This window comes from Acinetobacter sp. HR7 (assembly GCF_000773685.1).
Classification (GTDB): domain Bacteria; phylum Pseudomonadota; class Gammaproteobacteria; order Pseudomonadales; family Moraxellaceae; genus Acinetobacter; species Acinetobacter thermotolerans.
The window spans coordinates 1-21,876 of sequence record NZ_JPQO01000039.1; the positions used below are offsets into that span (position 1 = coordinate 1).

The 21,876-nt window shown below is 45.3% G+C and carries 19 protein-coding genes; 6 read left to right on the plus strand and 13 right to left on the minus strand.

The features are described from left to right. Nucleotides 1-104: 104 nt before the first annotated feature. The 4 genes from GW12_RS02645 to pheA form a co-directional block, all read right to left on the minus strand. On the minus strand, nt 105-473 hold the full coding sequence (locus GW12_RS02645) for a hypothetical protein (RefSeq protein WP_034583063.1): 369 nt from the start codon (nt 471-473) through the stop codon (nt 105-107). Nucleotides 474-573: 100 nt separating this feature from the next. Continuing rightward, nucleotides 574-2,820 carry a bifunctional prephenate dehydrogenase/3-phosphoshikimate 1-carboxyvinyltransferase gene (locus tag GW12_RS02650; protein ID WP_034583065.1) on the minus strand — a complete coding sequence of 749 codons (2,247 nt, stop codon included), beginning with the start codon at nt 2,818-2,820 and terminating at the stop codon, nt 574-576. A 3-nt stretch (nt 2,821-2,823) separates the two neighbouring features. Further along, nucleotides 2,824-3,915, minus strand: a complete 1,092-nt coding sequence (hisC, locus tag GW12_RS02655) for a histidinol-phosphate transaminase (protein ID WP_034583067.1) — start codon at nt 3,913-3,915, stop codon at nt 2,824-2,826. A 65-nt stretch (nt 3,916-3,980) separates the two neighbouring features. Continuing rightward, nucleotides 3,981-5,090: a prephenate dehydratase gene (gene pheA / locus GW12_RS02660; RefSeq protein ID WP_034583069.1), complete on the minus strand. Its 1,110-nt coding sequence runs from the start codon at nt 5,088-5,090 to the stop codon at nt 3,981-3,983. 489 nt (nt 5,091-5,579) lie between these two features. Between pheA and GW12_RS02665 the strand changes: the two genes are divergently transcribed. Next, nucleotides 5,580-6,098: a DJ-1/PfpI family protein gene (locus GW12_RS02665; RefSeq protein WP_034583071.1), complete on the plus strand. Its 519-nt coding sequence runs from the start codon at nt 5,580-5,582 to the stop codon at nt 6,096-6,098. Nucleotides 6,099-6,180: 82 nt separating this feature from the next. On the opposite strand, the gene GW12_RS02670 is transcribed toward GW12_RS02665, so the two are convergent. Both GW12_RS02670 and GW12_RS02675 read right to left on the minus strand, forming a co-directional pair. Next, nucleotides 6,181-7,323 (minus strand): acyl-CoA dehydrogenase family protein, encoded by a 1,143-nt coding sequence (locus tag GW12_RS02670; RefSeq protein ID WP_034583074.1) that lies wholly within the window; start codon nt 7,321-7,323, stop codon nt 6,181-6,183. Between the two features lie 170 nt (nt 7,324-7,493). Further along, entirely contained in the window at nt 7,494-8,837 is a 1,344-nt protein-coding gene (locus GW12_RS02675) for a dicarboxylate/amino acid:cation symporter (protein ID WP_034583076.1), read from the minus strand. A 418-nt stretch (nt 8,838-9,255) separates the two neighbouring features. On the opposite strand from GW12_RS02675, the gene GW12_RS02680 reads away from it, so the two are divergent. Continuing rightward, nucleotides 9,256-10,257 carry a glycosyl transferase family protein gene (locus GW12_RS02680; RefSeq protein WP_034583077.1) on the plus strand — a complete coding sequence of 334 codons (1,002 nt, stop codon included), beginning with the start codon at nt 9,256-9,258 and terminating at the stop codon, nt 10,255-10,257. A 62-nt stretch (nt 10,258-10,319) separates the two neighbouring features. Here the strand turns inward: GW12_RS02680 and GW12_RS02685 are convergent, their stop codons facing one another. Both GW12_RS02685 and GW12_RS02690 read right to left on the minus strand, forming a co-directional pair. Then, nucleotides 10,320-10,592, minus strand: a complete 273-nt coding sequence (locus GW12_RS02685; RefSeq protein ID WP_034583079.1) for a YeaC family protein — start codon at nt 10,590-10,592, stop codon at nt 10,320-10,322. Between the two features lie 3 nt (nt 10,593-10,595). Beyond that, on the minus strand, nt 10,596-11,498 hold the full coding sequence (locus GW12_RS02690; RefSeq protein ID WP_034583081.1) for an NAD(+) kinase: 903 nt from the start codon (nt 11,496-11,498) through the stop codon (nt 10,596-10,598). A gap of 226 nt (nt 11,499-11,724) precedes the next feature. Between GW12_RS02690 and mrcB the strand changes: the two genes are divergently transcribed. Further along, on the plus strand, nt 11,725-14,115 hold the full coding sequence (gene mrcB / locus GW12_RS02695) for a penicillin-binding protein 1B (protein ID WP_034583083.1): 2,391 nt from the start codon (nt 11,725-11,727) through the stop codon (nt 14,113-14,115). A gap of 13 nt (nt 14,116-14,128) precedes the next feature. Further along, nucleotides 14,129-14,671 (plus strand): tetratricopeptide repeat protein, encoded by a 543-nt coding sequence (locus GW12_RS02700; RefSeq protein WP_034583085.1) that lies wholly within the window; start codon nt 14,129-14,131, stop codon nt 14,669-14,671. A 25-nt stretch (nt 14,672-14,696) separates the two neighbouring features. Here GW12_RS02700 and GW12_RS02705 read toward each other — a convergent pair whose 3' ends face one another. Next, nucleotides 14,697-15,596 (minus strand): NUDIX domain-containing protein, encoded by a 900-nt coding sequence (locus GW12_RS02705; protein WP_034583087.1) that lies wholly within the window; start codon nt 15,594-15,596, stop codon nt 14,697-14,699. A 142-nt stretch (nt 15,597-15,738) separates the two neighbouring features. Here GW12_RS02705 and hemP point away from each other — a divergent pair, with 142 nt between their 5' ends. Continuing rightward, nucleotides 15,739-15,909 carry a hemin uptake protein HemP gene (gene hemP / locus GW12_RS02710; RefSeq protein WP_034583091.1) on the plus strand — a complete coding sequence of 57 codons (171 nt, stop codon included), beginning with the start codon at nt 15,739-15,741 and terminating at the stop codon, nt 15,907-15,909. 78 nt (nt 15,910-15,987) lie between these two features. Here hemP and GW12_RS02715 read toward each other — a convergent pair whose 3' ends face one another. From GW12_RS02715 to GW12_RS02730, 4 genes are all read right to left on the minus strand, one after another. After that, on the minus strand, nt 15,988-17,301 hold the full coding sequence (locus GW12_RS02715) for a HAMP domain-containing sensor histidine kinase (protein WP_034583093.1): 1,314 nt from the start codon (nt 17,299-17,301) through the stop codon (nt 15,988-15,990). Between the two features lie 6 nt (nt 17,302-17,307). Next, nucleotides 17,308-17,973, minus strand: a complete 666-nt coding sequence (locus GW12_RS02720) for a response regulator transcription factor (protein ID WP_034583095.1) — start codon at nt 17,971-17,973, stop codon at nt 17,308-17,310. 120 nt (nt 17,974-18,093) lie between these two features. After that, entirely contained in the window at nt 18,094-18,459 is a 366-nt protein-coding gene (locus tag GW12_RS02725) for a NirD/YgiW/YdeI family stress tolerance protein (RefSeq protein WP_034583097.1), read from the minus strand. 117 nt (nt 18,460-18,576) lie between these two features. Then, nucleotides 18,577-20,334: a GspE/PulE family protein gene (locus tag GW12_RS02730; RefSeq protein ID WP_034583099.1), complete on the minus strand. Its 1,758-nt coding sequence runs from the start codon at nt 20,332-20,334 to the stop codon at nt 18,577-18,579. Between the two features lie 211 nt (nt 20,335-20,545). Between GW12_RS02730 and GW12_RS02740 the strand changes: the two genes are divergently transcribed. Further along, nucleotides 20,546-21,796 carry an MgtC/SapB family protein gene (locus GW12_RS02740; RefSeq protein WP_034583103.1) on the plus strand — a complete coding sequence of 417 codons (1,251 nt, stop codon included), beginning with the start codon at nt 20,546-20,548 and terminating at the stop codon, nt 21,794-21,796. The last annotated feature ends 80 nt before the right edge of the window (nt 21,797-21,876 follow it).

A 21,876-nucleotide genomic window follows, 5' to 3' on the forward strand; every position in this document is an offset into this window, starting at 1 on the left:
GTTCCATAAAATAAGTCTCTTAAGGTGTAAACTTATTTCAGGACGGGACAAATCTATCCAATAAAAAAGCGGCTATTTAGCCGCTTTTTTATTGTGGATCTGGTTTATTTCTTCCACTCAAATTCACTTAATGCTTCCTGCTCTTTTAAAGAAGCTTCTACGGCCTGAGCCAACTGGTTTAATAAACTGGTTTCCGTAATCCGTTCCAGCCAGTCCTGTTCCTCGGCTGGGTAGGAACTAATTTCACAGAGGCAATGTCCTTCTTCATCTTGAGTCGCACAACTCACAGACAGTGGCAGTTCATGTTCTTCCACACTGATTGCAACGGTACCCCCACTTTGTGGCAGGGTTTGAAAGCCATATTTTCCTAGCTCGTTTGCCAGAAAGTGAGCAATATACTCCTGAGTCTCTCGACTATTGTTTAACTGTTCTTGGCTTTTTTGAGTATTGGCTCTGAATTGTAATTTACGCATAGCTACATCCAAATGGCTTAGTTCTTATATGGTTTTAGCATAAGCCAATATAAACAAAACAGCCAAGCAAAAGCTTGGCTGTTTCATGTAAATTTTAGAATTATTCTGTCACTTCAATCGCCAGACCCGCTTGAGCACTCAATTCAGTGAATGTCGGGAAGCTAGTTGCAACGGTTTCTGTACCTACAATCTTAATCACGCCTGAATTACGCAGACCTGCAATCGAGAAACTCATGGCAATACGGTGGTCATGATGCGATTCGATTTCACCACCGGTAAAGATTGGCGACCAGTCACCTGCCTTACCCTTACCTTCAATGATGATGCCATCGTCAGTTGGTGTGCAGTCGATACCCATGATTTTCAAGCCATCGGCCATCACCTGGATACGGTCAGATTCTTTGACACGCAGTTCAGCAGCACCAGTCAATACGGTTTGACCTTCCGCACAAGCAGCAGCAATGAACAGTGCCGGGAATTCATCAATCGCCAGTGGCACCTGATCTTCAGGAATATGAATGCCTTTTAAGGTACGTGTACCGCGAATACGAATATCTGCAATCGGTTCACCGCCGGCAATACGTTCATTTTCAACAGTGATGTCCGCACCCATCTGTTTCAGAATTTCGATCACACCGGTACGGGTCGGGTTAATACCCACAGCTTCTAAAGTCACATCGGCATTTTCAGTAATGGCTGCACCCACCATAAAAAAGGCTGCAGATGAAATATCCGATGGTACCTGAATATTGGTACCAACCAGCTTACCACCACCTTGTAGTGAAATACGGTTGCCTTCAGTTTTCACCTCATAAGCAAAAGCACGCAGCATACGTTCAGTATGGTCACGGGTTGGTTCTGGTTCGGTCACCGAAGTTTCACCCTCTGCCCACAGACCCGCCAGCAGAATGCCTGATTTCACCTGAGCCGATGCCATTGGCAGGTCATAGTGAATGCCTTTGAGCTGCTGGTTACCAGTAATGGATACTGGTGGTGTACCACGTTCACCAGTAGTTTGAATTTGTGCACCCATCAAGCGTAATGGCTTGGCAATACGTTCCATTGGACGCTTAGACAGGGATGCATCACCAGTCATGACAGAATCAAATTTCTGTGCTGACAGCATGCCAGACAGCAGACGCATCGAAGTACCTGAGTTACCCATATACAGTGCAGACTTCGGAGCTTTCAAGCCGTGCATACCCACGCCATGAATGGTCACTTCACCATTTTTCGGCCCTTCAATGCTCACCCCCATATCACGGAAGGCTTGCAGCGTCGCAAGCGCATCTTCACCCTCAAGGAAACCAGTCACATGCGTTGTGCCTTCAGCGATGGCACCAAACATGATGGAACGATGTGACACAGATTTGTCACCTGGCACGGTAAATTTACCCTGGAACGTCTTGGCACCTGGTTGAATGGTAAATTGTTGTGTCACTTTATTTTTCTCCATGAGAGGTTTCTTGGCGAGCATATGATTGAAGTGCTGACGCGCGGCTTGCGCATGCCCCAATAAGCCCATTAAAGCTTGTGAATCTTCATCTTCAATCAGCTTGCGGATAATCGCGAGTTGAGCTTCAAAGCCGTCCACGGCATTGAGAATCGCCTTTTTATTGGCAAAAAAGATGTCATGCCACATTTGTGGATCGCTGGCCGCAATACGCGAGAAGTCGCGAAAGCCACCGGCAGCATAACGAAAAATATCCAGATTGTCTTCACGATTGGCCAGTTGTTCGACCAGGTTGAAGGCCATCAAATGCGGAAGATGACTAGTATGAGCCAGCACTTCATCGTGCTTTTCCACATCCATACAAATTACTTCCGCTTTAGCCGCCTGCCACAGTTGAATCAGTTTCTCGACCGCCCACGGAGCGCTGCTAGGTAACGGCGTCAAAATCACCTTGTGATTGGCAAACAGATCAACCTTACCCGCATGCACTCCAGTATGTTCAGCACCCGCAATCGGATGCCCCGGAACAAAGCCAGCCAGCAGTTTTTCACCAAACACCGCTTTGGCTGCATCTACCACATTGCCTTTGGTACTACCGACATCAGTCAGGATGACATTTTCAGACAGATAGGGCTTGATCGTTTCCAGCACTTTCTGGGTAGCACGGACAGGAAGCGCCAGCACAACCAGATCTGCCCCTTTGACGGCTTCTACAGGATCTGCATAGCCGTGGGAAATCAGCCCAAGTGCCTTGGCATCTTCCAAGGTTTTTTGTGAGCGGGTCGATGCCACGATGTCATTGGCTAAATGCTCGGCCTTGATGACACGCGCCAGACTTGAACCAATCAGTCCAAGTCCGATAAAGGCAACTTTTTCAAACAGTGGCTGCGACATAACTTAAGCTTTTGCCTCTAAGCCCAGCACTTTTGCCAGTGCAGTCAGGAATTTGGCATTTTCAGCTTCAGTACCAATCGATACGCGCAGGTGGTTTGGAATACCCACTGGGCGTACAATCACACCTTCTTTCAGTAACTGGTTAAATGTTTCAGCTGGATCAGCCTGTACATCCACCAAGATGAAGTTAGCGCGTGAAGGTACATAGTTCAGACCTAAAGCTTTGAAGCCTACTTCAAGCTGAGCCATACCAGCCTTGTTCACTTCACGAGATTTCTCGATGAAATCTTCATCTTTCAGTGCAGCCACAGCAGCCACCATCGCCAAGTGGTTCACGTTAAATGGCTGACGGATACGGTTCAGATAATCAGTCACTTCAACAGAAGCCAAGGCAAAACCAACACGCAGTGCAGCCAAACCATAGCACTTAGACAGCGTACGGCTGACGATCAGGTTTGGATACTGTTTCAGGAATTTCAAGCTGTTGAAGTTCTCTGGGAAATATTCCACATAAGCTTCGTCCAGTACCACGATCACGTTTGCAGGCACTTTCTGCATGAAAGCTTCAAATTCAGCTTCTTCGAACCAAGTGCCTGTCGGGTTGTTCGGGTTCGCAATGAAAATCAGCTTGGTGTTGTCTTTTACTGCAGCCGCCATCGCTTCAAGGTCATGTGAGAAACCTTTGGCTGGCACTTCAATCGCTTCAGCATTGATCGCCTGAGTGACCAGTGCATACACTGCAAAAGCGTGCTGGCTATAAATCACAGAATCTTTTTCAGAGACAAAAGTGCGTGCAAAAATTTCCAGCAGGTCGTTTGAACCATTACCCAAGGTAATCTGATCATGATCAAAACCGAATTGTGCCTTGATCTGATCTTTCAGAATAAAACCGCCACCATCAGGATAACGGCCAATTTCATTCAGCTCAGCAGCAACCGCTGCTTTGACTTTTTCTGAACAGCCCAGCGGGTTCTCATTTGATGCAAGTTTCACGATATCAGTGATACCTAACTCACGTTCAAGTTCACTGATAGGCTTACCTGGTTGGTACGGTTTTAATTTGGAGATGCCTTGATTGGCTGGCACGAACGACATTTTATACTTCCGATTTACGTGTAAAACAGTGGTCAGCACCCTCGCACCGACCACAGGAGCTGATTTTAGAGTACAGCTTGAGGATATGAACCGAGTACGCGAACTTCTTTCACCAATGGGCGAATTTCTTCAATCGCAGCTTTCACATGATCTTGATCGATATGACCTTCCAGATCGATAAAGAACACATAAGCCCATTTTTCAGGAAGTGCTGGACGGGTTTCAATACTTGTTAGACTAATGTTGTGCTTCGCAAATGGTGCCAGGATTTCCAACAGTGCACCAGCACGGTCATGTGCAGACACCAGTAATGAAGTCTTGTCATTACCACTTGGTGGAACCTTCTCACGACCAATCACCAGGAAGCGTGTCGTGTTCTCTGGATTGTCTTCGATATTGCTGTGCATAATCTCAAGATTATAGATATTTGCAGCAATTTCAGAAGCAATCGCAGCAGAGTGCCATTCATTTTGAATACGGCGCGCTGCTTCGGCATTGGAGCTGAGTGCAACACGTTCTACACCTGGATAATGTGCATCTAGCCATTTACGGCATTGTGCCAGTGTTTGCTGATGGGCGTAGATCTGTTTAATGCTGTCTTTACGAGTATTTTCAGATACCAGGAACTGATGGTGAATTGGCAGTTCCACTTCACCAATCACATTCAGGTGAGAAGTCTTAAAACAGTCCAAGGTATGGTTCACCACACCTTCAGAGGAGTTCTCAACTGGCACTAGACCATAATGTGCACTGCCTGCTTCCACTTCACGGAACACTTCATCAATGGTTGGCAATGGACGGACCACAGCGTCATGACCAAAATGTTTCAGGACTGCTGAATGAGTATAAGTGCCGACAGGACCAAGGAAAGCAATACTTTGTGGTGCTTCAAGCGCCAGGCACGCAGACATAATTTCACGGAACAGACGCGCCATCGTCGTATCAGACAATGGACCTTCATTTCGTTCCATAACATTACGCAACACTTGTGCTTCACGTTCAGGACGGTAAAACAGTGGATTCTCTTCTGAAGCAAACTTGGCTTTGGCTACCGCTTCTGCCAGACGCGCTCGGCGACTAATAAGTTGCTGAATTTGCTGATCAACCGAATCGATTTCTTCACGAATTTTGGCTAAATCAAGAGAAGTCGTAGTGTTTTGATCGTCGTTGATCATTGTTATGTCGCTCTTCATAAACCGTAACTGTTTCAGTATAACAATAGTAAGCTTTCAAATGTTACGCAATATGACTTTGATGCTTTAAAAGTCAGTTATTTATGCGCTACCGAACCGTTCATCGTCTTTGCAACGTCTGGTAACATTTTCTTCGGTACTTTGCACAAAAATTACATTACTAAATTGTAAACTTTGCTGCCCCATCTTAACTGATTTTGCTATAGATGAAATATCACTATTTCTTAATCTGTATAACGATTTTAACCATAAGAAAAATCATTAACCTGAATGAATAAATTTTATAAAGTATTGGTTATTTTTTATTCAAAATTCATATAAACATGTGGATTAAAATCTGATTGCCGTAGACCTTTTTTACTTGTTTTAACAGAGATTTTTACAGAAAACTCATATTTGTTACAAAGCAGAGACAATTTTTCAACCAACTCCAGCTAGCCTGTTTGAAAACTTGGGTGGGAGCACATACACATGCCTAAAAGAATTGCTGTCCTCGTGACACACAACTTTGATGATGAAGAATACTTTGAACCCGTGGAAGCCTTTCGGGCTGCACGACACAGCGTCTGCAATATTGAACATGAAGCTGGCAAAGTGATTTATGGAAAACAATGCAAAGCAGCGGTGACTATAGATCAAAGCATCGACCATATCAGTGTTAATGATTTTGATGCCTTGCTGATCCCGGGTGGAGAATCGCCACTAACCTTTAGTTCAGATTTGAAAGTGATCCAGCTGATTCAGGAATTCAATGCCGCCAAGAAAAGCATTTTTAGTATTTGTGATGGCTCACTATTGTTAGGCGCAGCCGATATCCTGAAAGACCGGATTATTACCAGCATTCGTGACCATGCCCCATGGCTACAAAACGCTGGTGGTCGTTATTATGATGCTGAGGTCGCCAATGACAATAACCAGCTGATCTCGGCCCGTGCACCCGATGATTTACCTGTGTTTATTTTTGAATGTCTGGAAGTACTCCGCTCATGATGTAACGCTATATTCTGCTTCCCCAACAAAAAAGAGCCTTAATCGGCTCTTTTTTGATTTCAGCATCTATGACGGGAATGACTTAGCGACCCAGCAAGCTACGCGCCACAATCTCTTTCATAATCTCGTTGGTTCCGCCATAAATGCGTTGAATACGCGCATCGACAAAGAAACGGGAAATTGGGTATTCAGTCATATAGCCATAGCCCCCAAATAGTTGCAGTAGGTTATCTGCGACTTTCATCTGCATATCGGTTGAGAAGCTCTTTAACGCAGCAGCAGTTTCTACATTCAGTTTGCCCTGCATATACAGTTCGACATTCTGGTTATAGAAGGCAGCGGTTGCCAGCTCATCAATCTTGGCTTGTGCCAGGACAAAACGGGTATTCTGGAACTGGCCAATTTGCTGACCAAAAGCCTGACGCTCTTTCACATAAGCCGTGGTGATGTCGATCGAACCGCGAATCGCGCCCAAAGCGGTTGCAGCAATCGCGGTACGTTCACGTGGCAACTCCTGCATCAGGTAGGCAAAGCCTTGTCCCGGCTGACCGAGTAACTGATCTTTAGGTACTTTAACATTATCAAAGAACAGTTCAGAGGTATCCTGTGAATGCAGGCCGATCTTGTCCAGATTGGTGCCCTTCTTGAAACCTCCCAGATGAGTATCTACCAATAACAGCGACACCCCTTTAGCACGCGCCTGTGGATCTGTTTTTACAGCTAGCACCACCAGATCGGCATGCTGACCATTAGAAATAAAGGTTTTCGAACCATTCAACAGGTAATGATCATCCTGCAAAATCGCACTGGTACGAATGGCTTGTAAATCTGAACCCGCACCTGGCTCAGTCATGCCAATAGCACCGACCACTTCCCCCGACACCATTTTAGGCAGCCAGTATTTTTTCTGTTCTTCGGTGCCGATATGCAGGATATACGGTGCCGCAATATCCGAGTGGCAGGACAACCCAATAGACAAAGCACTAAAACCGGCACGTGCTGATTCTTCCAGCAGCATTAAAGAATAATGGGTTGGAACGCCATAGCCGCCATATTCTTCTGGAATATCCACACAAAGAAAGCCATTTTCGCCCAAGGCATGCCAGACCGAACGTGGAATCTTGCCCTCTTGTTCCCATTGCTCATAATGTGGAGCAATCTGTTCGCTCATAAAGCGTTTAAAGTTATCGCGGAATAATTCTAGATCAGCATCATATGCCAGCATGGTTCTTTCCTTGTTGTATTTATCATTGTTGTTGCCACTACAGACTAGCGAGTTTTAGATTTCCTGTCATGGGCCGATCCCAGTTTATTGCAAACTGCAAGGTCAATTACTTTTTTACAGGCAATAAAAAAGGAAGCCGAAGCTTCCTTTTAGTTTGATGCTGATTCGAATTAGTGGGTTTTTACGCCTTCTTGCTGCATCTGTTCATCAATTTCAGCCGGATTATTCAACGCATAATCCAGTTTTTCTTTGTCGAGCTGACCCACCCAATTCGCTACAACCAGTGTTGCTAATGAGTTACCTACCAGATTGGTTAAGGCACGTGCTTCAGACATGAAACGGTCGATACCAAGAATCAGCGCCAGACCAGCAACGGGGATATGACCTACTGCAGATAAGGTAGCTGCCATTACAATAAAGCCTGAACCAGTCACTCCTGCAGCACCTTTAGATGAAATCAAGAGTACAAGCAGCAAGGTAATCTGATGGGAAATATCCAGCTGGGTATTGGTTGCCTGCGCAATAAATACAGCAGCCATGGTCAGATAGATTGAAGTACCATCCAAGTTGAATGAGTAACCTGTCGGAATCACCAGACCCACTACTGATTTTTCCGCACCCGCCAATTCCAGCTTTTTCAGCATACGTGGTAGTACCGATTCAGAAGAAGAAGTACCCAGTACGATCAATAGTTCTTCGCGGATCAAACGGATCATTTTCACGATGCTGAAACCCGTGAAACGTGCGATTGCACCCAGAACAATAAAGATGAACAAGATACAGGTAATGTAGAAGCACAAGATCAATTGACCCAGTTGCGCCAGTGTACCAATACCGTATTTACCAATGGTGAATGCCATGGCACCGAACGCACCAATTGGTGCAAGTTTCATGATCATATTCACGATGTTGAAGAACACGTGTGAAATCTGATCGATGAATTTCAAAACTGGCTTACCTTGATCACCCAGCTGATGCAGTGCAAAACCAAACAGGATCGCAAACAGCAATACTTGAAGGATTTCACCTTCAGCGAATGCACCCACCACCGTATGTGGAATGATATTCATAAAGAAATCAACGGTAGACTGTGATGCACCGGATTCTACATATTTAGAAATTCCGGCTGTATCCAGCGATGCCGGATCAATGTTCATGCCTGCACCCGGCTTAACAATATTGATCACAAACAGACCAATAATCAGCGCAATGGTCGATACAATTTCGAAGTACAGCAAAGCAATACCGCCGGTCTTACCAACAGATTTCATGCTTTCCATACCTGCAATACCGCTGACCACTGTACAGAAGATCACAGGTGCAATGATCATTTTAATCAGGCGAATAAAGCCATCCCCAAGTGGTTTCAGTTGTTCACCTAAACCAGGTACATATTGTTCAGCACCATTGATAATTTGCGTACCGCTTGGCGAGAAGTGACCCACCAGAATACCGGCAATAATGGCGATAATCACTTGAAAATAAAGTGACTTATAAATTGGTTTTTTAGCCATGACATTACTTCACGATCTACTTCCAGAAGGAAGTAATATTCAGTTTTCGCTTATTAGAATAAATAAACGCCCTAGGCTTCTTTGCGGGAGACAAAAAAGCGCCGATGTATCGAGATCGAAATCTGATACGGAAATATCGAATGTGTATGTTGTGATCAAGAAATCACGTGAGCATTCCACTTTATGAAAAAGCGGCTGCATCGATCAGGAGATGAAGCAAACACAAATAACTAGAGCGAATTTTACCCGCTTTTTTACTTTTTGTTTCACTGGAAATGTTATTTTTGACCAAAAGGTAAACAATGTTTCTAAGACTATAGTCTTATTAAACTATAATTTTTCTGCAAAATAAGGCAGTGAAATACCAATATCAGCGTAATATATAGGGAAATTGAACGAAAATGACTGATGGACTGTCATGACCACTAAACGAAATATCTATAAAGATACCGAACATCCTTTTGCCCAGTTTATCCGTATCATCGGTAAGGGAAAAAACGGCGCACGTTCATTAACTTATGATGAAGCCTATCAAGCCTGGACCATGATTCTGAATCAGGAAGTCCTGGACGTGCAGCTGGGCGCTTTCCTAATGCTGTTACGAGTTAAAGAAGAATCGGTAGATGAGCTGGCAGGCTTTGTTCAGGCCACTCGCGACCAGCTTAAGTTTAAGCCTTTGAATGTTGATCTGGACTGGTCTTCTTATGCTGGCAAGCGCAAGCACTACCCTTGGTTTATTCTGGCTGCCCTCACCTTAGCCAAACATGGCTATAACATTGTGATGCATGGAGCATCAGGTCATACCATTAACCGTGTCTATACGGAACAGGTGCTGGAATACTTGGGCTATCCAATCTGTCAGAGCGATACTGAAGTTGAACAGCAATTACAGGAAAAACATTTTGCCTACCTGCCATTAGATGTTATTTCTCCAATTCTGGCGGATCTCATCAACCTACGTAATGTCATGGGTCTGCGCTCCCCGGTACATACCCTGGCGCGTCTGATCAATCCATTTAATGCCAAAGCCACTTTACAGGCAATCTTCCACCCAGCTTACCGTGGTTCACACCAACGTTCGGCGTTTAAACTTGGCTATCAAAACAGTGCTGTAATTAAAGGTGAAGGTGGCGAATTTGAACGTAATCCGGATGCCAAAACTTTAATTTGTGGGATTAAAGATGGCGAACTATATGAACATGAACTGCCAAAACTGACCGACAACCGTAGCCCGATTGAAGAAGAACTGGATCTGGCAATCTTTAAAGAGGTCTGGGAAGGCAAACGTTCGCATGAATATGGCGAAATCGCCGTGACTGAAACCATGGGCATCGCACTCTATACCATGCAGGTTTGTGACAGCTATGAAGCAGCCATGCAAAAAGCCAAAGAACTGTGGAACAGCAGACTTTCAGTTTAAGTAAGCGATTTATCTCAGACATAAAAAAGACCACAATTGTGGTCTTTTTATTTTTTTCGCAATTAAACGAAACGGATCGGCTTAAATTCCGGCTCATTCTTGTGATGATCATCATCACACTGTTCGCCTTCTTCTTTGGTCCCACGGTCGATATAACCACTGCGCTCAGTTTCAGGCAGATGTTTAATTTCCCAGGCATAAACGGCCTGCATACAAGTTTGACGCTGTTCATCTGTCAGTGCCACACCATTCGGCCATTTACCAATTTCAATTGCAGTGCGCAGGCGGTCTACAATCTCAGGATTGAGCATGGCAAGCATTTGTTCAATATTCATGATTTAATCCCGATTCATATAATCAAAATCTTGGTTCCAGCCGAGTTTGGTACGACAGGCATTATAGAAATCATAACCCGGTGGGTGTAAAAGTTGCAGCTTAAATGGGTGCTTACGAATATGGATGGTATCACCAATATTTAGGGCAATGCTGTGTTGCCCATCTGCACTGACCATCGGTGGAACCCGGTTTTCCCGGATCACCAGCTTGATTTCGCTCTGCCCTCCCACCACGATCGGACGGGAAGACAAGGTATGTGGATGCATCGGCACCAGCACAATCGCATCCATGGTTGGATGCACAATCGGACCACCACCAGACAAGGCATACGCGGTTGAACCGGTTGGCGTTGCCACAATCAGGCCGTCACTATGCTGGCGGTAAACATACTGACCATCAATATTCAATTCGAAATCGATCATGTGCACCGATTTACCTGAATGCAGTACTACATCATTCAGGGCAATCGCATCATGGATAATTTCATTTTTAGAGCGAATTTCCAGTTCCAGCAGGAAACGGCGTTCAATCTGAAATTCGCCCTTTAAAACCTGATCCAGTTTAAAGATCACTTCCGTAGGTTTGATATCAGTCAAGAAGCCCAGACGACCACGGTTTACACCTACCACGGGAATATTGTATTTAACCAGCGCGCGTGCTGCATGCAGCAGTGAACCATCACCACCGACGACAATCACCAGATCAACCACTTCGCCCAACAGGGAACGGCTGACGGTTTGGGTATTTTCATAGGGCACCAATGCTGCCGTATCTGTATCAAATACGGGATGCAGCCCCAAATTCAGCAAATGATCATGTATAAGACATAAAGTTTCAACGACTGAAGATTTATCAGGACGTCCTACTAACCCGATATTTCGAAATGTCTTATGTGAAATTAGCACCAGTGTCGTCGCTCCACTACGAATCCCTTCTATAATAGCATTAAGCAGGTTCTGGATGACAATTTTCAGTGCGTTTTAAATCACCAATATTACAAATCAACAAGATATTAGCTCAGCTAAGTTACCTGTTTGTCTGCATTTTTTCAGACGTGACCGTATTAAATATTGCAAATTCCATAAAAGCTTCGCATGATTAGCAGAATTTCACAGATTCTTATCATCATTTATGAAGTATCAACGTGGTTTAGGGTTTATTGCCTTAATCTTTTCCGTTTTGGTCATTTCAGCCTTTGTTGCTTTTAGTATCTATTTGATTCGTTTAGATAATATTGTGCGTGACAAGTTTGAGGGACAACGCTGGGACATTCCGGCCAAGGTCTTTGCCCGACCGATGGAAATTTATGTCAATGCCCCGGTCAGCCAGCAGGACCTTCAAGAAGAGCTTAAACTTCTTGGCTATAAAAATGCACAAAACTATGCTCAGTCTGGCAGCTATGTCAGCTCTGGCGATACCATGTATGTACATACTCGTGGCTTTGACTTTGGTGACCGCGTTGAACCTGAACAGGTGTTAAAAGTCAGCTTCAATGGTGATCAGATCGGTGATGTCAGTGCGACCAAGCCCTCTTCTTCCGGGATTGCACGTTTAGAGCCATTGCTGATTGGGGGGATTTACCCACAGCATAATGAAGACCGTGTGCTGATCAAACTCAGTAATGTACCAAAACCGCTGATTAATGCCCTGATTGCGACTGAAGACCGGAATTTCTATCATCACCATGGCGTGTCGATTCGTGGTCTGGCACGTGCAGTGGTCAGCAATGTCACTGGTGGTACCCGTCAAGGTGGTTCAACCCTGACTCAGCAGCTGGTCAAAAACTTCTACCTTTCGCCTGAACGTACCATCAAGCGTAAGGTCAATGAAGCCTTAATGGCACTCTTGGTTGAATTGCACTATGACAAGGACGAAATCCTTGAGGCCTATTTAAATGAAGTGAATCTGGGCCAAAACGGCAACTATTCGATTAATGGTTACGGTCTAGCTTCACAGTTCTATTTCGGTCTGCCATTACGTGAATTGAATATTGCCCAACAGGCTTATTTAGTCGGTCTGGTGCAAGGTCCTACCCTGTATAACCCATGGCGTAATCCGGAAGCTGCGAAACGTCGCCGTGACATCGTACTGAATAACATGCTGGTGATGGGTTATCTGACTCAGGATCAGTATGAGACTGAGAAAACTCGTCCACTCAATGTCATTACAAAACCAACCTTAGGTCCAGCACGCTTCCCGGATTTCCTGGATATCGTGCGTCGTCAGTTACGGACTGAATATCAGGAATCGGACATTACCAACCAAGGTTTGCGTATTTTTACAACGCTTGATCCACTGGCTCAAACCCGTATTCAAGAAAGCTTTAAATCGACAGTTGCACGTTTAAGCAAATCAAACCCGGGCCGTCTGAAAGACCTGCAAGGTGCAGTACTGGTGACTCATCCTGAAAATGGTGAACTGGTTGCTGCTGTAGGCTCGACTCAGGACTTTACCGGCTTTAACCGTGCTCTAGATGCAAAACGTCAGGTCGGTTCATTGCTGAAACCGGTGATTTACCTGACTGCGCTGGAATCCAATCGCTACCATTGGGGCAGCCCGATCGAAGACAGTGAAATCAGCATTCAGAGTGATGGCAAGCCTTGGACTCCTCGTAACTATAGTGGCCGTCCACATGGTGTGGTGCCAATGTCAGAGGCATTAGCGAATTCCTATAACCTGTCGGCCGTTCGTCTGGCACAGGAATTTGGCATGTCGACCTTTATCAATCACCTGAAAAAATTTGGGGTGACTTCTGACATTCCAAATTACCCATCGATTTATCTGGGTGCGGTGGATATGTCACCCATGGAAGTGATGAGCATCTATGGCAACTTCGCGACTGGCGGCTTTAAATATCCAGTCAAAGCCATCCGTTCAGTGGTCGATGCCAATGGTCATCTGTTGGAACGTTATGGCCTGACTGTACAGCCGACTATTGATCCATCTTATGCATACTTGCTAAATAATGGTCTACAGCAGGTCATGAACAGCGGTACCGGTCGCGCGGCTTATGCAACTTTCCCAAGCAATCTCGGCCTAGCCGGGAAATCAGGAACCACCAATGATACCCGTGACTCTTGGTTTGCCGGTTATTCAGGTAATTATCTGACCGTGGTCTGGCTCGGTCTGGATGATAACAAAGTCACCGGCTTGACCGGTTCTTCGGGTGCCTTGCCGGTTTGGATTAGTGTGATGAAAAACCTGCGCCATAAACCGGTGATGCTGACACAGCCAGGTGATGTACTGTGGCAATGGGTTGATCGTGCAACAGGTCATCTGTCTGCGCAAGGCTGTCCGGGTGCCATGTATATCCCGCTGACTCGTCACAGTCTGCCAAATCAGGCGACAGCTTGTGGTGCATCGCATTATAGAACAGAGCCTTATAGTATCGATTCTGAAGAAACAGCGCCTGCTGAACAGAACGATAGTATTGGCGGCTGGATTGAAGAAGCAGATACGGAAAACCAACGTGATTCTGACGAAGATACACGTATCATCTCGAGCGGTAGTTATACACACTAATTGAGTGAGGCTTATGTTTCAGAAAATCCTGATCAGTACCGTTTTGATCACACTAGTGGGTTGCCAGACCGTTCAGGAACCCACCCCGGCACCTAAAAAACCTGTACCGCCGAAACCACAGGTACAAAAATCTGATGGTGTGGTGATTACTCCGTATGATCACCCAGAGATTAAACGTCAGAAAATCGTGGTGCCGGATCAAAAGCCTCGTGCACAAAAATTTGATGATGGCCGTCAGCTCCCTGCTTTTCAGAAGCTGATGCAGCAGACTAAGGCAGCTTATAAGGCACAAAAATTTGATCAGGCAGAAGCCAGTGTGCTACAGGCACAACGTCTGGCACCTCAATCTGCTGAAACTTACCTGTACCTAGGTATGCTGGCTAACCGCAAAAACAAGCCAGCTAATGCACAGGCTTTTGCCCAGCGCGGTCTCACTTATGCACAAAGCAAGCCGATGAAAAAGCAGCTCTGGCAGGTGATTCTGAAAGCCGGTCAACAGCAGCAGAATGCGCAGACCATCAAAAAAGCCCAGAATGCTCTAAAAGCACTGGGCTAATACTTTCTCTTAGATACTGACTTACTTAGACACCACGAATGCCTGCAATCCCGTAGGCATTACAGGACTGGGCCTGTTTTAAATCTTGTTTTTTAATGCCGCCGAGTGCAAAAGCCGGAATCTGAATCTGTGTGGCGATCTGCTCAAATGTGTCCCAACCTAATGATTTAACATCACTATGCGTTGCCGTCGGTAGTACCGGACTGAGAAAAATCGCTTCACAGCCGATCTGTTCAGCTTTTTGGGCTGAAATCAGATCATGGCAGGCCGCGATATAACGTTTGCCTAAAATACGATCTGTACTTTGGAATTGTTCTAACTGACTTTGCTTGAAATGTAGTGTTTGGATGCCTTGCTGTAATTTTTCATCCAGCAGCACATACAGCTCATGATTGATGATCAATTTGCTTAATTGTTCTGCTGATAAATCTATCAGTTTTGTCGCCTGCTCTGCTGTCGCATCCACACGCCAATATAGCAACTGGTTGTCTTCAGGTTTTTCCAGGTCACTCAGATCACTACTGATCTTGATCATCTCTGGCCAGAGCAGTTTTTCCAGAATCACATCATTGGCTTTCGGAAAATTCAGGGCTTGCAACTGTTGGCGGCTATACCAGTTCCACGGCTGCTGAATCTGTGCAAGCTGGTCTTTGCTCACACTGGCATGGAACAGATACAGATGCACAATCACATCTTCATATTCATGCCGGATAAAGTCGAAAGGATGCCAAAGCTCAATGTCGATACCGACTTCTTCCTGAATTTCTCTACGGCAGGCTTGTACCGGAGTTTCATTAGCCTCGACTTTGCCCCCAGGAAACTCATACTTGTTACCTTGATGCTGTTTGGCCTCGCGCCAGCCCACCAGTACCTGATTTTGATGGAATAACAAGGCAATCGCGACATGAATATTTGGCTTGGACATAAGGATTTTAAATGGCTAGAAATATTACAAATTGTAAGTCAAAGCCATTTTTTTAGAAATTGAAAAAATGAAACGTTGACAGCTTTATTTGATAATGATTATCATTTAACTCATTCCAAACACATACCACGGAGTCCAAGGAATGAACGCACCTTTTAGCTTATTTAAGCGTCATCATGACAATCAGCACGCTTTACCGATGCTGCACTCGAATAACCTGTTTGCGCTCGGCCGTGAAATTCGTATCATGCACGCGGGAGAGGAATATCGCTTACGTCTGACCCGTAACAACCGTCTCATTCTGACCAAATAATCATTACAATAGACAAGAATAAACGTGGTCATAGGCAGTATGAATCTCTACATACTGCTGTTTGATCAAAACCGCTTTTTAAGCTTGGGTAAAAGTGACAATCACCTTCAGGCCGCCTAAAACAGAGTGTTGAAACTCTATCTTACCTTGATGCAGTTGCATAATCTTCTGGCAGATGGAAATTCCCAAACCTGAACCTTGGGTTTTCGTCCCCAACGCGCGATAGAAACGTTCACCGAGTCGCTGCAAAGTTTCTTCCGAAAGTCCCTCACCCGAGTTTTCAATGATCACCACAGCTTGAGCATTTTCCTGCTGCGTCTGAATCACAACCGTACCCGCAGACGGCGTATATTTAATCGCATTGTCGATCAAGTTTCTCAAGCAACTAAACACCAGTTCGGCATTGCCATGGATGTCCACCTGGTTTAAATCCAGTTCTAGATTTAAGTGCTTTTCCTGTTTAAACGGCGCCAAGGTTTTTAAGGCATCTTGAATTAGGTCTACCAGTTGAAGCTGTTGTCGCGGCAAATTCTGTTGTTGCTCAGGATCCAGTCGGGCAAGCAGCAGCAGATTTTCCAATACCTGAGCCCCCCGGCTGACATCCTTTTCAATCTGTGCCAAATCCTGCGGCAAGGTTTCATGATCCTGATACTTGCGCTTTAACACCTGTAAACGCATCTGGATTGCAGAAAGTGGTGAACGCAGCTCATGGGATGCATCCGCAGTAAAGCGCTGTTCTGCACTCAAGGACTGTTCAACCCGTGACAACATATGATTGAGCTGACTGACGATCGGTTGCAGTTCACGAATTTCAGGCTCAGGTGAAACGACTGGACTTAAATCTTGAGCCGATTTGGAAGCAATTTCTTTAGAAATCCGGTTTAAAGGCTGTAACTGGCGTTTCACCAATATCCTCAACAGCAGCCATTGCACTAACCATAACAACATTAAAACCAGGCCAAAGCCTAAAGCAGTATGCCAGATCCCCTCCATTCGAATGGAAAGCGGTTGTACCACCAAAACCTTGAGTCCTTCATTTTCCTCAACATGAGTACGTAACAGCTGACCATCGACCCATTCAAAATATTGTCCCGAATGCATCAGTAATTGTTGTGGCAACAGATCTTGCGCTTCAGAAGTGGTTAACATCTCATGATCTAGCCAGAGCTGGTACTGGATGTCGAATTCTTCACTGATTTCATCGACATGCCGCCCTTGGGTGACATCACCTAACAGCGACTCAGCAATTTCTTCCATCAGTTCATCATGCAGATGCATGGCCTGATAGCCAGAAACACCAATCAGCAGCAACCAGGCCAGACAGCCGGCCAGAACCGAGCTGTACATGGCATTCTTGATCAGCTTTTGCTGTAGCGAAATCACCTGAGCCATCTCAATTTATCCTTCAGCCTTATGCATACGATAGCCCAACCCACGAATGGTCTTGATCATCTGACTGCCTATTTTCTTGCGCAGCTGATAGATAAAAACTTCAATGGCATTGCTTTCAATCTCATCGCCCCAGGCATACAGGGATTCTTCCAACTGCTCCCGGGTCACCACATGCTCCGGCTTTTGCATCAGTTTATGCAGAATCTGGAATTCCTTAGCGGTCAAGTTCACCGGCTGGCCGGCTTTGCGCAGCGTTTTGGCCTGCACATCCAGCTCCAGGTCTTCCCATTTCAAGATATTGCCCTGACTTTTTTGCTGCAGCCGTATCTGGGCACGAATCCGGGCAGACAGTTCTTCCAGACTAAAGGGTTTCACCAGATAATCATTGGCACCCAGATCCAGCCCTTCCACCCGGTCATGAATTGTGTCGCGAGCAGTAATAAAAATTACCGGAGTATCTTTTTGCAGCTTGCGTAACGTCGTTAGAATTTCATCTCCACTAGCCTGTGGCAAACCGCGATCCAGCAGCACACAGTCATACTGATGCTGTTCCAACGCCAGAATGGCATGATCACCCCGCTCGACCCAGTCAATCACATAACCGTCCATTTCCAGCCAAGTCTGGATGCTTTCAGCCTGTGAAGTATCATCTTCTGCCAGCAATATACGCATAAACTTTTGTCCTGATGTTTTAAGCGATCATGATGAATTGACAATAAAAAAAGCCACATGCTTTTTGTAATATCGCATATGGCTTTTTTCGTCCAGGCTTTTTCTGCCTAATTCCTTAACTTAGTTGAAACGGACTTCATCGACATCGATTTCAACACGTTTTGCTGGTTTGTAGTCCACGTCTACCTCACCAATGATAGTAATTGGTGTTTTGGCAGACACCGGTTTTCCTTGCCATAACTCATCATCGATTTCGACAGTGATGGTACCGGTGCTATCACGGAACTGATATTTCTCATCACCTACCGATTTCACCACATGACCTTTTAACTGCACTTTGCTGTCATCTTTCATGCCCAGCGCCTGTTTGACAGTGACTGTTTTAGCAAATGCATGTTGATTGACCACTTGGTCTTGCGCAATTGCGACAGTGGCAGTTGAACCCATCATGGCTACAGCTAACATTGCTTTGATCATAGTTTTCATTTTCAGTACCTTTTTACGCTGCCTTGTTTCGATGAAGCCATTAAAACAGCTGAAGATGAATTGAATCTTAAGAAAACTTCATTTTCATAAAATAATAAGAAATCGGTTCACCCAACATTAATTCAGCGGCACAACCCGTAGTACTTCTTCCAGCGTAGTCACTCCTTCCAAGATCTTGCGTGCACCCGCAATTCTGAGCGGCTCAATGCCTTCTTTTTTCGCTTGGGCACGGAGTTGGTCTAGATTGGCATTCGCGCCAATCAGCTGCTTGGTATTCAGGCTGAGCGGCATAAACTCATAAATCCCGATACGGCCTTTATAGCCAGTATTACGGCATTCGTCACAACCGATCGGATGGAAGACAAACTCCGGACGTGGCAATGGATAATCTGCGGTCAGGTGCTGCCATTCCTGTTCATCCATAAAGCCTTCTTCCTTACAATGCGGACACAGCGTACGCACCAGACGCTGCGCCAGCACACCTAGAATTGTGGCAGCTGTCAGGAATGGTTGCACACCTAGATCATGCAGACGGGTCAGACTCGACGGCGCATCGTTAGTATGTAGGGTTGAAAGCACAAGGTGACCGGTCAACGCGGCCTGAATCGCCATATTAGCCGTATCTTCATCACGAATCTCCCCGACCATGATTATGTCTGGATCCTGACGCATCAGCGCACGTACACCATCGGCAAACCCCAGATCAATCCCGGTATTCACCTGCATCTGGTTAAAGCTCGGCTCGAGCATTTCAATCGGGTCTTCAATGGTACAGACATTGACTTCTTCGGTCGCCAACTGTTTTAAAGTTGAATATAAGGTCGTGGTTTTACCGGAACCGGTCGGACCTGTAACCAGAATAATGCCGTGACTATGACTGGTCAGCTTGATCCAGTCATTTAAAAGATGCCCTTCAAAACCAAGCTGCTGAAAGCTGCGTACCAACACTTCCGGGTCAAAGATACGCATCACCAGCTTTTCACCAAAGGCAGTGGGCAAAGTTGATAAACGCAGTTCGGTTTCCTGCCCTTTAGGTGTACGGGTTTTCAGACGACCATCTTGTGGTTTTCGTTTTTCCGCCACATTCATCCGGCCGAGGATTTTAATACGTGAGATAACAGCCGTAAGCGTATTTGCTGGCATGTTATAAATCGTGTGCAGTACGCCATCAATTCGGAAACGGATCTTGCCAGTATCCTTACGCGGTTCCATGTGAATATCACTGGCACCCTGCTCAAAGGCAAACTGCAGTACCCAGTCTACCAGCTTGACAATATGCTGGTCATTGGCATCCGGATTCTGGGTATCACCGAGCTGCAATAAGGCCTCGACCCCTTTATTTTCCCGGTCATAAGCTGAGGAACGTTGCGAACCACTGACGGCACGACTGACCTGATAATATTCGACAATATAACGTTGTAATTGATCTGGACTGAGCAGTACCCGTTCGATTTTTCGTGGGCTGATATTCTGCTGCAGGCTGGCCATCCATTCAGTTTGATAGGGTTGATCTGTTGCAATCAGGACTTTATCCGGCTGAATTTCTACTGCTAGAATCCGGTTACGCTGGGCATATTCCTGCGACATCACCGAAGTTAAGGCCTGCACATCAGCTTTCAAAGGATCAATAATATAAAATGGCAAACCGGTTTTTTCTGCCAGCCATTGGCATAAACGGTTGAGTGTTAAAGTACTTTGGGGATGGGACTGGTCCACCAGATTAAAATTGGCGATCCACTGCAAAGGATGCCATTTCAGTTGTTCACGCTGACGATGCGTCGTCTGAATCAACATCCGGTCGCGTTCACTAATTTTTCCGTCTTTAAATAATTGTTCAAGACACCAGCCGGTGTCGATTTCGAAGTCAAATTTCATTGTTATAAGTCCCCAAACTTGCCTTCACTATATCAAGTTTTCTAGGACTTTTCGCATGCTCTATTACATCATCTGCCTGATTCTGCAACAGGCCAGCTTTCTTGGACCTTGAGAGCAATACTCTTTCCTTAATGAAGTAATCTATTTTCTCTTGTTCATTTTTTTGTTTGTCACTTATAGTTGAAATCATAAGAATAATACGAGATCAGATATGGATTTGAGTTCGCTTCTTACCACGGACAGTTCATTTCATGAACTGCTAACCATCCTGACTTCGGCATTGGGTTGTGGACTGTTAATTGGTCTGGAACGGGAACGCCACGAACAGCAGGAACAACAACCCAGCTTTGCCGGTTTACGTTCTTTTGCCATTTGTGCCCTGCTTGGTGCCTTATGCTTTCTGTTTGGCTCCGCAATTGGTCTGGCAGGTGCTCTGATTATTGGTGGTATGGTAATTTTTTCTATTCAGCATCAGTCCAATGATCCTGGGATTACCACCGAACTGGCCTTTGTTATGACTTACTTCATTGGCGCAATCTGTCTGTGGAATATTCCTTTAGCGGCAGGTTTGGCCATGCTCCTTACCGTGATCCTGCGGGCCAAACATTCCATGCATAGCATTGCCGGACAATGGATTACCGAAGCTGAATTCAGGGATGGTTTATTGTTACTGGCATTAGTTTTGATTGGCTTACCCCTAACGCCCGATACTCCACTCTGGGGCAAGGTCCTCAATCCTTATCTGATTTTAAAGCTGTTAACCCTGATTCTGGTGGTACAGGCACTAGCGCATATCGCCAAACGGCTACTCTCCACTAAAAATGCACTGATGCTGTCTTCGATAGCTTCCGGCTTTGTTTCCAGTACCGCGACCATTGCCCAGCTTGGGCTACAAGTACGTAAAGGTGAAATGGATGCTCGCACCAATGCCGGTGCTGCATTGATGTCCTGTATTTCCACCTTGGTCCTATTATTTATTGTGGTCGGTGGAGTGTCCTTGGCCTGGCTGAAAATTTTGTTATTACCTTCCTTTATTGCGATAGCAATTCTGGCGGGTTGTGCCTTTTTACTGATCCGTAAGGCCAAACCGCCTGAAAATAATAATAAAGAAGATAGCCAGATGTTTAGCTTGAAAGAAGCCATTATTATTGCGACCGCTCTCACTTTAATTCAGGCGGGGATTTATGGACTGGAACTCTGGCTTGGCGATGCAGGGTTACTCGCTGGTACATTGCTAGCTTCGCTTTTTGAGATCCATGCAGCCATGGCCAGTGTCGTGATACAGGGAGATCCATCCGATGTCCGGCTCATTCAAGCTTTATTAATTGGTTTAGCTGCACATGCCATAGCAAAATCGGTAAATGCAGGACTGACCGGTGGTTTGAAATATGTCCTGTACTTTGCACCGATCCAGATTCTGCATATGGCAGTTTTGATCGGGATTTTATGGTGGATGCTTTAGAAAAGAAATAATTTTTCATATAATAATCATCGACAAATCTTAATTTTGTCTAATTTCTTTATAAAAAATAAATCAAATAG

What these genes read in the sequence shown, in the direction of transcription:
- GW12_RS02645 (WP_034583063.1), bottom strand. Translation starts at nt 473, where the DNA reads ATGCGTAAATTACAATTCAGAGCCAATACTCAAAAAAGCCAAGAACAG.
- GW12_RS02650 (WP_034583065.1), bottom strand. Translation starts at nt 2,820, where the DNA reads ATGTCGCAGCCACTGTTTGAAAAAGTTGCCTTTATCGGACTTGGACTG.
- hisC (WP_034583067.1), bottom strand. Translation starts at nt 3,915, where the DNA reads ATGTCGTTCGTGCCAGCCAATCAAGGCATCTCCAAATTAAAACCGTAC.
- pheA (WP_034583069.1), bottom strand. Translation starts at nt 5,090, where the DNA reads ATGATCAACGACGATCAAAACACTACGACTTCTCTTGATTTAGCCAAA.
- GW12_RS02665 (WP_034583071.1), top strand. Translation starts at nt 5,580, where the DNA reads ATGCCTAAAAGAATTGCTGTCCTCGTGACACACAACTTTGATGATGAA.
- GW12_RS02670 (WP_034583074.1), bottom strand. Translation starts at nt 7,323, where the DNA reads ATGCTGGCATATGATGCTGATCTAGAATTATTCCGCGATAACTTTAAA.
- GW12_RS02675 (WP_034583076.1), bottom strand. Translation starts at nt 8,837, where the DNA reads ATGGCTAAAAAACCAATTTATAAGTCACTTTATTTTCAAGTGATTATC.
- GW12_RS02680 (WP_034583077.1), top strand. Translation starts at nt 9,256, where the DNA reads ATGACCACTAAACGAAATATCTATAAAGATACCGAACATCCTTTTGCC.
- GW12_RS02685 (WP_034583079.1), bottom strand. Translation starts at nt 10,592, where the DNA reads ATGAATATTGAACAAATGCTTGCCATGCTCAATCCTGAGATTGTAGAC.
- mrcB (WP_034583083.1), top strand. Translation starts at nt 11,725, where the DNA reads ATGAAGTATCAACGTGGTTTAGGGTTTATTGCCTTAATCTTTTCCGTT.
- GW12_RS02700 (WP_034583085.1), top strand. Translation starts at nt 14,129, where the DNA reads ATGTTTCAGAAAATCCTGATCAGTACCGTTTTGATCACACTAGTGGGT.
- GW12_RS02705 (WP_034583087.1), bottom strand. Translation starts at nt 15,596, where the DNA reads ATGTCCAAGCCAAATATTCATGTCGCGATTGCCTTGTTATTCCATCAA.
- hemP (WP_034583091.1), top strand. Translation starts at nt 15,739, where the DNA reads ATGAACGCACCTTTTAGCTTATTTAAGCGTCATCATGACAATCAGCAC.
- GW12_RS02715 (WP_034583093.1), bottom strand. Translation starts at nt 17,301, where the DNA reads ATGGCTCAGGTGATTTCGCTACAGCAAAAGCTGATCAAGAATGCCATG.
- GW12_RS02720 (WP_034583095.1), bottom strand. Translation starts at nt 17,973, where the DNA reads ATGCGTATATTGCTGGCAGAAGATGATACTTCACAGGCTGAAAGCATC.
- GW12_RS02725 (WP_034583097.1), bottom strand. Translation starts at nt 18,459, where the DNA reads ATGAAAACTATGATCAAAGCAATGTTAGCTGTAGCCATGATGGGTTCA.
- GW12_RS02730 (WP_034583099.1), bottom strand. Translation starts at nt 20,334, where the DNA reads ATGAAATTTGACTTCGAAATCGACACCGGCTGGTGTCTTGAACAATTA.
- GW12_RS02740 (WP_034583103.1), top strand. Translation starts at nt 20,546, where the DNA reads ATGGATTTGAGTTCGCTTCTTACCACGGACAGTTCATTTCATGAACTG.